The sequence below is a fragment of the Endozoicomonas montiporae CL-33 genome, assembly GCF_001583435.1.
GTDB classification, from domain to species: domain Bacteria; phylum Pseudomonadota; class Gammaproteobacteria; order Pseudomonadales; family Endozoicomonadaceae; genus Endozoicomonas_A; species Endozoicomonas_A montiporae.
The window spans coordinates 555760-569374 of sequence record NZ_CP013251.1 but is presented as its reverse complement, the minus strand read 5'-3'; the positions used below and the strand labels follow the sequence as shown (position 1 = coordinate 569374).

Genomic DNA, 13615 nt, shown 5'->3' with positions numbered 1-13615 from the left:
TTACTGTCGAAAAGTGGTGACTGTCTGTTCTGTCACCGGCAGACCGGTTTCACAATAATATTTCAACCCGTCAGCCAGATCGTCCAGCAAACGCTGAAAACGGGTTGTCATGAAGGGTGCCAGCAGCCAGCGCCCCAGCAGCCCAAAACGGGGACGAACCGTCAACGTGACCGCCAAATCAGTGCGAAGCCCTGCTTCATCGTCTGATTCGATACGATAACGGGTTTCCACATCGTGGAACGGGAGAAAAAATGACGGTTTGTGGAGCCGAAGAACAAACCCTTGCCCCTGATCCCACTCTATCACCTCTTCCTGTACGTTATGTTTGTTTTTCAGGTAGATCGTGCGCTGCGTTCCCTCGCCTTTTTTCTGAAGCTTTGTGACTTCACTGTCGTCAACAAACAGCAGATAGCTCTGTAATTGGGATAAGTCAGACAGCTTTTCCCACACCTGTAAAACAGGTTGATTGATGAAAGCTTGAGACTGCAATCGAATACGAGGATTTTTTTGTGGCAACAGCATTAATAGCAACAGCATTAATAGCAACAGAATTAACAGCAGGAATGCCCAGAATTTTTTCATATTATCACTATCAAATGTCGCCTTGGAGGGGGGGTTGTTAATCTTTATGCTCTACCATACTAGTCATTAAGTTTTATTATCTATAAATGATCCTTGCAAAAAAAAATAGTCCATCTAAATTAGCTATTTGATTGGTAGCAGGTTTATTTTCAAAAATTATCAAAATCGGTCAGTTTCATAATACACTACAACGTTAGTTTTTAAAGCGGTGTAACTTTACATTCGGCCTGATGCTTATAGCCATGTCAATTCATAATACTGCTCTCTTGTTCTCCCTTGTATAAATTTCCACCTGTTTATTTCGCAGCTTTGTACGAGTTATAAGAAAATGCATGCATCAACACTCTCCTTGGCAGCCGTGCTCGCCGCCAAGGCATGGTATCATGATACTGCCAATACAGATCTTCTTGTTTTCGACAAAAAATCAACCGGTATTTATTGGAATCCCCCACTTGATCTTAATACCGACCTTACTGAAAAGCTCCCCAGGGTACCTGATCACAATCTCCCGGGAACAATACCAGACGCAAAAACCGCTCTTGTCATTCTTGTCCAGGGCGGGGGGACGTACAGCATAGAAATCCGGGGCGATACCTGGGAGTGGAATCAGGATTCTTTAGTCAAAGATGAATGTACGCTGGAAACAGGAGAGACTCTCCACAAAATAATTTGCACAGATGTTCCTGAAAATAGTTTCCGGAGCTTCGGTTTGTATGGTATTTCAAACGGTCAATTGCGGGTTTCTATGGGTGGCACTATTAGTTTAGCTAGTTTAGCGTTCATCCCTTTAACAACGTCAGCGGGACTGGATAACGACGAACACTGGAGAAAAATCCGGCAAAGCGAATTTTATCTGAAAACCATTTTACAGCAGCAAAGAAAACGTATCGACGAGATATATAACATAAAGAAAAAAACAGAAGACATGTTTACGTTCAAACCAAGCTGGATGAAATTGCATGAGAAACTTCGCAATGAATCCATAAAAATAATAACCGCTCGTGACGAAGAAGCAATAGTTATATCCGGCACCGATCTCGACAAAGAAGATAACAAAAAAATATTAAGATTAAGACTTCCGAAAGGAAAACCCTATCTAATTGAAGCGGATATTTTTGATGAGAATCGCCTGAAATATTCTGGTACATTACCTGATGGGTTGAAAATGATCACTTTCTCTGGCGGAAGCGAAAGCGGAGGGTCCGATGTCGAGGCTGATGACTCGAACCAGCTTACCAGAGAGGAAGTCGAGTCTATTATTGAACAACGAAACCGTCAAAGAAAATTAGAAATTGCCGCCCAGGAAAGAGCAAGACAAGCAAAGATAAAAGATGCCTTTACCGTGCTACAACAGGCAGTCCACGTCGAAGGAAAGACTTCCAGATATAACATATTACGTGCAGCGATTGAGTATATAGCCTATTTGACGAGTATATTAGAAATTAGCAATGAGCCTGCATCAGCCAACCCTGAGGTTCAGCAGACAGGAGCGTGCTATCAAGCCGAAGCGCCAAGGCTTGTGGCCGATTCTCGCCGTTGCACAAATAACGTAAAACCGGCACCTATCTCAGTGCCGCTTCCCCCATCTGGTGAAATTGACCATAAAACGAGTTCTTCTGATCGTTTGCCTATGTCGGCAGAAACTGAAATGGAGCTTGGTTTATTTCTTCAGTATTTTGGGGTAGATCATCTTGATGGCAACCGCTTGGAATTATTCGTGAAAGTACTTGTAGACATGGGTGATGCCCTGAGAATCGGAGACATCACAGAAGTTGCAGAAGTTGCAGAAAATATAGATGGCGATACTATAAATACTTTAGTTAGCATCAATATGTCATCAGACAAAATGAGAAAATTTTTCAATATTGATATTGATAGAAAGGAGTCAGATGAACACGCCAAAAAGACTATTATCGCAATAGTTCAAAAAGCAGAGGAGATTTTAGAGAAAATAACTAAAGACATTGAAGATGCTGAAGCTGATACTGAATAACAGCAGCAGTTCAGCCAACGTGGCACACGTATTTCCCTGTCACGACATCAGCCCGAAAGCGTTATTTCGCCAGCCTCAGGCAGGGGTGCTGGCGGCTACCCCGATCACCGTCCCCGTAAAAACAGCTTATCCAGCTGATCCATTGTCAGCATAGTCCAGGTTGGGCGTCCGTGATTACACTGCCCGCTGCGTTCCGTCTGTTCCATATCCCGCAACAAGGCATTCATTTCTTCAATGGATAAACGACGATTGGCTCTTACGGAGCCGTGACACGCCATGGTGGCAAGAATTTCGTTGATCTGGGACTCGACCCGATCACTGTCACCGTGCTGAGACAGATCAGCCAGAACATCCCGTACCAGTTTTTCCACATCGGCATTTTGCAACATGACCGGAACCTGCCTGACCAGTAAGGTTTCCGGCCCCATGCGTTCCAAAGCCAGTCCCAGCTTTTCAAAGTAATCGCTGAATTCTTCAGCAACATTGGCTTCCCGATCACTGACAGCAATGGATTTTGGCATCAGCAAAGGCTGAGCCTTAATACCATCGGCGTGCCAAGCCACTTTCATACGTTCGTAGGTAATGCGCTCATGAGCTGCGTGCATATCTACCAGCACCATTCCCTGCTCATTTTCAGACAGAATATAAATGCCTTTCAGCTGCGCCACCGCGAATCCCAGTGGCGGCATGCCTGAAGTATCCGACTCGGGCAATGTCTTGCTGGCATTCGTTGTTGCCGGAACATATTCAGGAGCCGAAGTCTCACCCACCGCCACAGATCGGGATGCCGTATTCACTTCTGTCGGACTGGCAGCGGTAGAATAAAGCTCGCTGTATGCCTGAAGGTGTTTCTGAATCTGGGCGGATTCTGGTGCTCGCTCAATGGTTCGGTTAAAGCCACCAGCTCCTGTTGATGAACCTGTAGGGGCAAACGCCGCCTGAGAGGCAGGCTTTGAAGCCGTTGTCAGCGATATATTTTCCTGTCCCTGAAACTCACCTGCCTCTACGCCTGTTGTCAGTGGTTGTGCAGGCGTCAGAGTCGATGGGGGCAATTGAGTATCCGGCGTGACTTCTCCCAACGCACGGTGCAACGTGCTGAACAGAAAGTTATGCACGGTTCGCCCGTCACGGAAACGCACTTCATGTTTGGTTGGATGAACATTGACGTCAACCATGGAAGGATCAAGTTCAAGATACAGAACAAACGTCGGATGCCGTCCACCGTAAAGTACATCCCGGTAAGCCTGTCGCACCGCATGCGCCACCAGTTTGTCGCGAATCACACGACCGTTGACGAAAAAATACTGCAGATCTGCACTGGATCGGGAGAATGTCGGCAGCCCGACCCAACCCCAGAGTTTCAACCCCGACGCTTCCACATCGACAATCACGGCATTTTCAATAAATTTGGGGCTGCATAACGATGCCACACGCCGGTCTTTCTCTGCCTGAGTATTCGCCGGACGCAACTGATGAATGCTGCGCTGGTTATGTCGCAACGTAAAACCGACATCAAAGCGCGACAGCGCCAGACGCTTGACCACTTCTTCCAGATGAGAAAACTCGGTCTTTTCGGTGCGCAGAAATTTACGTCTTGCCGGTGTGTTAAAAAACAGGTCTTTAACTTCCAGCGTTGTACCAATGGGATGCGGAGCGGGGTTTACAATAGCTTCCATATCACGACCTTCGGTACGCACCTGCCAGCCAGACTCCTGCCCCTCAACATTGGACGTCAGCGTCAGCCGTGAGACAGAACTGACCGATGCCAGAGCCTCACCACGAAAGCCCAGCGTTGCCACACCTTCAAGGTCTTCCAGTTCAGAAATTTTACTGGTGGCATGACGGGACAGTGCCAATGCAAGGTCGTTTTGACCAATGCCATAACCGTCATCCCGAATACGGATCAGTTTTACACCACCACTTTCCACCTCCACCGTTACCCGTCTGGCACCCGCATCCAGACTGTTTTCCAACAGCTCCTTGACCACAGAAGCAGGGCGTTCAACCACTTCACCCGCGGCAATCTGGTTAGCGAGACGGTTGTCCAGTAAACGGATAGGTTTCATGTAGCAGTGTCATTCCGATTTAAGTCAAAGCCTTCAGAGAATAACAGACTGGCAAGGCAAAAAAAGCGTCAATTACCGGAGAGCTGCTTCCAAAGGCTTCCTTCAAAGGCTTCCTCCAAATGGAGAGCTACATCCGGTAATTCTATATGCCGCTAATTGGGAATCACCAACACTTGTCCGGTTCGAATCCGGCTGGCACTGCTGATCTGATTGGCACGCCTGAGAGAGTTAAGGCTGACATCAAAACGCTGGGCAATCTCTGACAACGTATCGCCTGCCTGGATCACATACTGGTCAGGACGCGTATTAATCCGCCCTTCACGTTTTAACCTGGCTACCAAAGTGTCCACCGGCGGCTTCTTGTAGAAGTACGATCTGAGGCCTTTGTGAATTTTCAAGGCCATAGCTCGCTGATGGCTGCGGGTTTTGAGTTTACGGCTCTCTTCCGGATTGGTAATAAAACCTGTTTCCACCAGAATCGACGGAATATCCGGCGACTTCAGTACCACAAAGCCAGCCTGCTCGACCTGATCTTTGTGCAAACGGTTAATGCCACCAATGTTACGCAGTACCTTATCGCCCACTTCCAGACTGGCAGACAATGTTGAGGTCATCGACAGATCCAGCAGAACACTGGCCAGCATATCGTCTTTATCGGTGAGTGATATACCACCCTCACCACCTATCTGATCCGCAGAGTTCTCTTTCTGTGCCAGCCAGCGGGCGGTTTCAGAAGTGGCTCCGGTTCGGGACAGGGCAAACACCGAGGCACCGTGGGCACGACGATCGGTGAAACCGTCAGCATGCACGGACACAAACAAATCAGCGCCAGCATTTCGGGCAATTTCCGTCCGTCGGCGTAATGGGATGTAATAGTCCCCGGTTCGAACCAGAACAGCCTTGAAGCCCTTTTCCCGATCAATCAGCTTTTTAAGCTCGCGGGAAATCTGCAGCACAATGTCTTTTTCATAGCCACCACCATGGGCAATAGCACCCGGGTCTTCACCACCATGACCCGGGTCGATGGCAATGACAATATCCCGATCTTTGGCAACCACCGGTGGCACCACAGGTTTGGGCGCTGCAGTGCCAGTATCAAACAGATCGATCACCAGACGATGACCGTAAGTGGCATAAGGCTTCAACAGAAAGCTTTCCGGTTTTACCCGGGCGCTCAAATCCAGAACCACCCGCAGGTCGTTCTTGTTCTGAACACCGTAACGAATGCTTTTAACGGGTGTATTGCTCAGGCTTGGCGTAGAAACAGAAGATCCACGGGTCGCACCTTTGATATCAATCACCAGTCGGTTCGGGTTACTCAGGGTAAAACTGTTGTGGGCAACTTCTCCGGAGACATCAAACACCAGTCGTGTTTTATCCGGTGAACGCCACAGTCGTACATCTCTGATGACTTTACTGGCCGCCAGAACGATTTCGGCTTTGAGCAATGACAGCCCCAGAGCCAGTTTGGCCCCTGTCGCCATAAACCGGCGTCGGCTGTCTGGAATTGCTTTCTGTTTAGAGCCTGACTGATTGAAACGATTGAGTAATTGCCCAATAATCCCTGGCTTTATTGACATTTACCCTCCTGCATCCTTGCTAGCATGGTGATGCCCCTGACAGTACCTGCAACAATCGTCGCCTTTCGTCCCGGTAAATTATAATCCAGCGTCACCTCCAGATCGGCATCTGGCAAAGCCCCTTCGCCACGGCCGGGCCATTCGATCAGACAGAGTCCGGCTTCGGAAAAATAATCCCGGCCGCCAATAAACTCCAGTTCTTCAGGATCAGCCAGACGATACAGGTCAAAATGGTAAATCAGTTGTCCATCAACGTTATAGGGTTCGACCAGTGTATAGGTCGGGCTTTTTACTGCGCCCTGATGACCAAAATGTCTCAGAATCCCCCGGCAGAGTGTCGTTTTGCCCGCGCCCAGATCACCCTGCAAATAAATAACCGCTTCGCCTCCCATTGCTTCAGCGAGCGCTGACCCCAGCTGAACCATGGCGTCTTCATCGTCAATCAGCAGGTTGATCTGATTGTTGTTTACCTTGTTCTGAATCGCTTTTTCTTGCATCACTTTTTCTTGCATCGTCCGGGACAATACTTCCTCAACCATCTACTGAACCGGTTAAATCATTCAGTTGCTGCCGGATGAAAGGAATAATATCCGTTGCCAGCAAACCGGTTTCACCCTGTCTTTGCGCCAGTGCATCTGCACCACTGGCATGCAACCAGACACCCAGTCTGGCAGCATCATAAATCGGTATTTTCTGCGCCAACAGTGCACCAAGCACACCGCTGAGCACATCCCCCATTCCGGCCACCGCCATACCGGGATTTCCGGCAGTACACAGGCTGGTTTTGCCGTCATTTCTGATCAGGCTGCCTGCACCTTTTAAAACGACACACGCATCGTATTGTTCAGACAACCGGGTTACAGCGTCAAAGCGGTCTTTCTGAATTGCGCTCGTATCCATTTCTAGTAACCGTGCCGCTTCTCCCGGATGGGGAGTCAGCATCATCGGAAACTTTCGCGCCCGACGCAATTGGGAATGCTCCGATAACAGATTCAGGGCATCAGCATCGAGTACCAGAGGTAACTCCGCATTCAGAGCCTCATCAACAAGATCAAGCGCCCATTGGTCGGTTCCGATTCCCGGCCCGACCACAAGAACGGTTTTGTCGTGCAGAATACTCTGGAGCTCTGTCCTGTGATTCACACCCGTTGTCATGACTTCAGGTCTGCGAATAGCCAGAGCCAGAAGGTGCTCCGGTCTTGTCGCTACGGTTACTTTGCCCGCACCACAACTGATAGCGGCTTCAGCAGCCATGATGACTGCTCCGGGCATGCCATGATTACCACCGACAATCAGAACATGACCATAATCGCCTTTATGGGCAGACCGCTTTCTTGGAGTGGGAATAAGCCTCATCGCTGATTGCGTCAATCTGATTGAAGCTGGCTCTAGCTGATCATAAACAACAGAGGGTACGTTCAGGTCAGCAAAGTGCAATGTTCCACACAACCGAGGCCCTTCACTCGTCAACAGCCCCTGTTTCGTCCCGATGAACGTGACCGTATTGTCGGCCTGCACCGCATCACCCAGAACCGCACCCGTATCGGCACTTAATCCGGACGGAATATCAACAGCAACAACAGGGCGTTCAGAAAGGTTCAGACGTTCTATCGCCAGTTGGTAATCACCACGCACATCACCGCTGAGTCCGGTACCCAGCATGGCATCCACCAGCACGTCACCTGCTATTGTCGAATCATTGCGCCAGAGAACAATCCTGACACCTTTGTCCCGACAATATTCAAAGGCTTTTTGGGCATCACCCGTCAGGTCATCCGGGTTCTTCAGAGCTGTTACCGTTACCGGAATACTCTGCTCCAGAGCCAGTGCAGCCATAAGATAACCATCACCGCCGTTGTTTCCGGCACCACAAAATACCTGAAGACTGCTACCCTCTTCTAGCTGTGGGTATTGATGCAGAAGATGACTGAATGCAGCCTTTGCCGCTCGCCCCATCAACTCAAAGCCATCAATACCCGGGGATTCAGCCACACCCTCAATGGCCAGTCTGTCCAGTTGACGAACCTGCTCAGCGGTGTAAAGCTCTTGTGGTAAACTGCGCATACGGACATCCCCGCACCTGATTCGAACCGGCGTGACTCTTATTCAGTCATCCGGTTCATTAAATGTTATTAAACCGATTATATCCCCAAGAATCCGTGTCAAAGAACCCAACGAACCCAGAATTTACCGAGCATTTTACCGAACCGGCTTCTGCAAAGATTGATTTTGCCCAACTGGCTGAAGATATTCGCCAATGGGCAAGGGAACTCGGCTTTCAGGCCATCGGCATTTCTGAAGGCAAAGTGCCTGAACAGGATCAGCAACATTTTAAAGAATGGTTGGCTATGGGTTTTAATGGTGATCTGGATTACATGGAGCGCAATCAGGATCTGCGCTTCAATCCTGAAGCTTTGCATCCGGGCATGATTCGCATTATTTCAGCCCGTATGGATTATCTGCCTGCCGACACGGAGACCGTTAAAATTCTTGGCGAGCCGGAAAAAGCTTATGTTTCCCGTTATGCTCTGGGACGTGATTATCACAAGCTGATTCGCAAACGTCTGACGCAACTGGGAAAAAAAATCGAGAGCGCGGTAGGTGACCACGGTTACCGGGCATTCGTCGATAGCGCTCCGGTGATGGAACGACCACTGGCTCAGCAGGCAGGGCTAGGCTGGATGGGCAAGCATTCGTTAATTATCAACCGGCAGGCGGGCTCGTTCTTTTTTCTGGGTGAACTGTTTACCAACCTGCCTCTACCAGTGGACGAACCTTACGATAAAAACCATTGCGGACGCTGTTCATCCTGCATGGACAAATGCCCAACCGGTGCCATTGTTGAACCCTACCGGGTCGATGCCCGCAAATGCATTTCCTACCTCACCATCGAGAACAGCGGGTCAATACCGGTTGAGCTACGTAGCCTAATGGGCAACCGGATTTTTGGTTGCGACGATTGCCAGCTCGCCTGCCCCTGGAATCGCTTTGCCAAACCTACTCAGGAAAGTGATTTTCGTCCGAGGCACTCGCTGGACGCGGTCGATCTCGCCGACTTGTTTCTCTGGACTGAGGAAGAGTTTCTGGAACGTACAGCAGGGTCAGCTATTCGCCGGGCGGGGTTTGAATGTTGGTTGCGTAATATCGCTGTTGGGCTGGGCAATGCTCCTGCCAGTGACAAGGTGATTCAGGCGCTTAAGACCAGAGAGAATGACCCGTCAGAACTGGTACAGGAGCATGTGCAGTGGGCTTTAGATCAGCATATGAAGTAAAAAAGAGTCTTAATCGTTGATAAAGAACTGGCGGTAGTAACGCAATTCCTCAATAGACTCGCGAATATCTTCCAGTGCCAGATGCGTGCCGTTCTTCTCGAAGCCATCCATAATGGCAGGCTTCCATCGACGTGCCAGCTCTTTCACTGTGCTGACATCAATATTGCGGTAGTGGAAGTAATCATGCAGCTGGGGCATATAACGATGCAGGAAGCGACGATCCTGACCAATACTGTTGCCACACATCGGGGAAATGCCTGCTTCAATGTGACCTTTCAGAAAATCCAGAGTTCTCTGTTCGGCTTCAGCCAGAGAGATCGTACTCTGGCGCACCCGTTCGGTCAGCCCGGATTGACCATGGGTTTTGATGCACCACTCATTCATATTGTTGAGTACGTCATCACTCTCATGGATTGCAATAACAGGACCTTCAGCAATCTGATTAAGCTGACCGTCAGTCACAATAGTGGCGATCTCTAGGATTCGATCGGTCTCAGGTTCAAGACCTGTCATTTCCAGATCGATCCAGATCAGATTATCTGCTTTTGCCATCAAACACCCGGTAGTTAAGTAGAGTTACAAGCGCCAGTATGGTAAGACATGCATGGTCAAAAAAGTACAGCAATTATGCACTTCTGCTGGCATATTAAGTCTACACCTTCATACTATGTCGTTGAAATGATGTCCTTGAAATGACGTCGCTTAAATAACATCGTTGAAAACAACATCGTAGATACCAAAGGTATCGGTAAATTCTCTGCGAGTTGAAGAATCGACATTTCTGAGCTCAGTGGAGACTAGGAGGCTGTCCGAGAATAGCGCCCGTAGCGAGGATGGCAGAAAATTGAGGATGAAAAAGCGGTTTTGTAAGGAGAATAGCGAGCTATTTGACGAACAAAAGCGTTTTTTCAGACCAATTTGCTGCCACCGCAGCAGGGCAACCTATTTTCGGACAGCCTCCTAAACCAAAGCATTCTTTCATTATGAACCTTAAGAGATATCATGAGTAAGCGCAAACTAACGCGCAGACAAAGCTGGCGCATCCAGAAAATTCAGGAAGAGCGTGTAGCACGGGCTCGCAAGCGGGAAAGCAAGATCGAAGAAGAGCTGCAGAGCGAAGATCTGGGTCCTGAACAGGAAGGTCTGGTCACGGCCCATTACGGTGCCACACTGGATATCGAGTCCGAAGGCAACCCCGGACAGCCTCGTCGCTGCCACCTTCGTCGCAACCTTCCTCCTCTGGTCACCGGCGACAAGGTCATCTGGCGACCCTCCAACAAAGACGATACTGGCGTCGTCGTGGCTCTGGATGATCGATCCAGCCTGCTCACCCGTCCTGATAATCACGGCCGTATCAAACCGGTCGCAGCCAATATCGATTACATTGTGCTGGTGATTGCACCTGTGCCCGTTCCCCACCTGAACCTGATCGATCGCTACCTGATCGCAGCAGAAACCGTCGGGATCGAACCTGTTATTCTGCTGAACAAGATCGATCTGCTGGATGACGAAGGCATGGAGATGATGATCGATATGCTCTCGATCTATCAGGAGATTGGCTATCGCATCCTGACTGCGTCCACCCGTTCCGATCACGGGCTGGACGAACTGAAAGACCTGCTGGATGAACATACCAGCGTTTTTGTGGGACAAAGCGGTGTCGGAAAATCGTCACTGGTGAACGTGCTTCTGCCAGGTATAAATACGCTCGTCGGCGAGCTGTCAGAAGCCACCGGTAAAGGTATGCACACCACCACGGCTGCCAAGCTGTTTCACTTCCCGGCAGGAGGTACCCTGATTGACTCCCCGGGCATTCGCGAGTTTGGTCTGTGGCACATTTCCCCGGAAGAAGTTATTCAGGGGTTCAGAGAATTCCGTCCATTTCTGGGATACTGCAAGTTCAGGGACTGCAAACACGAACAGGAGCCGGGCTGTGCGATTCACAAAGCCCTTGAAGAAGGTGACATAACCGAAGAGCGATTATTCAGCTACCGACAAATTCTGGCATCCCAGCAACAGCCCTGACGATTTTGCTTTGATTTTCCGCTCCAACTTCTAACCACTGCGACAAGTACCTATAATGCGTAGATCCACGACGATCAGTTGGAAGCAGAATGACTCAAACAACTTTACCACTGGTACTGGAGCCAACGGAGCTCGAAAGCCTCCTTGATGACAGTAACCTGTTAATCATTGACCTGTGCAACCCGCAGCTTTACGCACAGGTGCATGTTCCCGGTGCAATCAATGTCGCACCTCAGCATCTGGTAGTCGGTACACCACCGGCCACCGGAAAGCTGCCACCACAAAAACAATTGGAAAACCTGTTTTCACTGATTGGCTACACCGGTAATGAGCATATCGTGGTTTATGACGACGAAGGCGGTGGCTGGGCAGGTCGTTTTATCTGGACGCTGGATGTCATCGGGCACAAGCGCTATTCCTACCTGAACGGCGGTATTCATGCCTGGCTGAAAGAAGGGCATAAAACCGAAAGCGAACCTCGTCAGGTTGAGCCTACCCCTGTTGCCTTGTCGATTGACCCTTCGGTTATTGCTTCAAAAGATTACATTCTGACCCATCTGGAAAATGCCAGTACGGCCATCTGGGATGCACGCTCTCCGGCTGAGTATACGGGTGAAAAAGTCCTTGCGATGCGTGCCGGGCACATCCCCGGTGCCATTAATTTTGAATGGACAGCTGCCATGGATCCTGCCAGAAATTATCGCATCCGGGAGAACCTTTCTGACACACTTGCCGAGTTGGGTATAACACCTGAAAAAGACATTATCACCCATTGTCAGACTCATCATCGCTCAGGCTTCACTTATCTGGTGGCAAAAGTGCTTGGGTTTAACTCGGTCAGAGCCTACGACGGCTCTTGGTCAGAATGGGGCAACCTGACCGATACACCCATTGCCCAATAGGCGTCCAGGAGGCTGTCCGTGAATAGCGCCCGTAGCGAGGATCGTAGAAAATAGCGGATTTTTAGACCAATTTACTACGACCGCACGACGGCATGAATGCCGGAGCTAGAGCAACGCAGGAGCAGTTGCCGGTAGGGCAGTCTATTCTCGGACAGCCTCCTAGAGTCAGCTTTCACAGACGAAAGCTGGTAAAAGCCAGTCTGTCTTTAACCCAAGGCATCCTTTACAATCGTCCATCACAATCTCCTTCCTATAACAGGACAGCCTTAGTGAAAGAAAAACTGTTCGCGTTGACCCAGTACATTCTGCCTCATCACCTTATCTCCAGAGCGGTGCATTATTTTGTCGAGTGCGAAATTCCTGTCTTCAAAAATGCCCTGATCAACTGGATCGTCAAACATTACGATGTGGACATGAGCGAAGCACAGGATGAACATGCGGAGTCCTACAGGCACTTTAACGATTTCTTCACTCGTCCTTTAAAAGAAGGTGCCCGCCCTCTGCCTGAACAGGAAGATACCATTGTCAGCCCTGCCGACGGTGCCATCAGTCAGATTGGTGACATTGAATATGGTCGTATTTTTCAGGCCAAAGGCCATGATTACAGCCTGATCGAACTGTTGGGTGGCGATACGGATCTCGCCACCGAGTTCATGGGCGGCAAATTTGCCACCATCTATCTGTCCCCAAGGGATTACCATCGTATTCATACGCCTGCCGCGGGCACATTGCGTAAAATGATTCACGTCCCCGGTCGTTTGTTCTCTGTGAACAAAGGCACTGTGGAAAACGTACCCAACCTCTTTGCCCGTAACGAACGGGTTGTCAGCATTTTTGATACGGATCAGGGGCCCATGGCTGTCATTATGGTGGGCGCCATTAATGTTGCCAGTATTGAAACCGTCTGGTCCGGTCTGGTGACGCCGTATCGAAAACAAGTGCGAACCACCGATTACGACGACACCGCTGCAGCCAGCATCAAACTTGAACGCGGCGAGGAAATGGGGCGTTTCAAACTGGGCTCTACCGCTATTGTTCTGTTTGGCGAAGATAAAGTGGACTGGCTTGAGCAATGGCAGGCCGAGTCTACAATCAAGATGGGTCAGGCTCTGGCAACCCCTGCAAACCAGCTTTGATACTTTCTCTGATGCTTCCAAAACAGGCACTCTGAAAACATGCAGGCACCAGGCCTGCA

The 13615-nt window shown here is 49.6% G+C and carries 11 protein-coding genes; 5 read left to right on the top strand and 6 right to left on the bottom strand.

The window, feature by feature from the left end; translation table 11 throughout:
* The gene (locus EZMO1_RS02505) at positions 1–582 is read right to left on the bottom strand and encodes an SRPBCC family protein (protein ID WP_034879341.1); all 582 of its coding nucleotides are present in this window, start codon (positions 580–582) and stop codon (positions 1–3) included.
* Positions 583–910: 328 nt separating this feature from the next.
* On the opposite strand from EZMO1_RS02505, the gene EZMO1_RS02500 reads away from it, so the two are divergent.
* On the top strand, positions 911–2575 hold the full coding sequence (locus tag EZMO1_RS02500; RefSeq protein ID WP_034879342.1) for a helix-loop-helix domain-containing protein: 1665 nt from the start codon (positions 911–913) through the stop codon (positions 2573–2575).
* A gap of 104 nt (positions 2576–2679) precedes the next feature.
* On the opposite strand, the gene mutL is transcribed toward EZMO1_RS02500, so the two are convergent.
* From mutL to EZMO1_RS02480, 4 genes are all read right to left on the bottom strand, one after another.
* Complete coding sequence (gene mutL / locus EZMO1_RS02495; RefSeq protein WP_034879343.1) at positions 2680–4641, bottom strand: DNA mismatch repair endonuclease MutL; 1962 nt, start codon at positions 4639–4641, stop codon at positions 2680–2682.
* 152 nt (positions 4642–4793) lie between these two features.
* Positions 4794–6221: an N-acetylmuramoyl-L-alanine amidase gene (locus EZMO1_RS02490; protein ID WP_086936375.1), complete on the bottom strand. Its 1428-nt coding sequence runs from the start codon at positions 6219–6221 to the stop codon at positions 4794–4796.
* The gene (gene tsaE, locus EZMO1_RS02485; protein ID WP_269077898.1) at positions 6212–6760 is read right to left on the bottom strand and encodes a tRNA (adenosine(37)-N6)-threonylcarbamoyltransferase complex ATPase subunit type 1 TsaE; all 549 of its coding nucleotides are present in this window, start codon (positions 6758–6760) and stop codon (positions 6212–6214) included. Before tsaE ends, EZMO1_RS02490 begins: the two co-directional genes overlap by 10 nt.
* The gene (locus EZMO1_RS02480) at positions 6753–8285 is read right to left on the bottom strand and encodes a bifunctional ADP-dependent NAD(P)H-hydrate dehydratase/NAD(P)H-hydrate epimerase (RefSeq protein WP_034879344.1); all 1533 of its coding nucleotides are present in this window, start codon (positions 8283–8285) and stop codon (positions 6753–6755) included. Before EZMO1_RS02480 ends, tsaE begins: the two co-directional genes overlap by 8 nt.
* Positions 8286–8443: 158 nt before the next feature.
* On the opposite strand from EZMO1_RS02480, the gene queG reads away from it, so the two are divergent.
* Entirely contained in the window at positions 8444–9493 is a 1050-nt protein-coding gene (gene queG / locus EZMO1_RS02475) for a tRNA epoxyqueuosine(34) reductase QueG (RefSeq protein ID WP_034879499.1), read from the top strand.
* Positions 9494–9502: 9 nt separating this feature from the next.
* Here queG and orn read toward each other — a convergent pair whose 3' ends face one another.
* The gene (gene orn, locus EZMO1_RS02470) at positions 9503–10045 is read right to left on the bottom strand and encodes an oligoribonuclease (RefSeq protein WP_034879345.1); all 543 of its coding nucleotides are present in this window, start codon (positions 10043–10045) and stop codon (positions 9503–9505) included.
* A 450-nt stretch (positions 10046–10495) separates the two neighbouring features.
* Here orn and rsgA point away from each other — a divergent pair, with 450 nt between their 5' ends.
* The 3 genes from rsgA to asd all read left to right on the top strand — a co-directional run bounded on the left by rsgA (position 10496) and on the right by asd (position 13556).
* Complete coding sequence (gene rsgA / locus EZMO1_RS02465; protein ID WP_034879346.1) at positions 10496–11518, top strand: small ribosomal subunit biogenesis GTPase RsgA; 1023 nt, start codon at positions 10496–10498, stop codon at positions 11516–11518.
* Between the two features lie 89 nt (positions 11519–11607).
* Positions 11608–12420: a sulfurtransferase gene (locus EZMO1_RS02460; protein WP_034879347.1), complete on the top strand. Its 813-nt coding sequence runs from the start codon at positions 11608–11610 to the stop codon at positions 12418–12420.
* A 92-nt stretch (positions 12421–12512) separates the two neighbouring features.
* On the top strand, positions 12513–13556 hold the full coding sequence (gene asd / locus EZMO1_RS02455) for an archaetidylserine decarboxylase (RefSeq protein ID WP_201772244.1): 1044 nt from the start codon (positions 12513–12515) through the stop codon (positions 13554–13556).
* Positions 13557–13615: the final 59 nt, after the last annotated feature.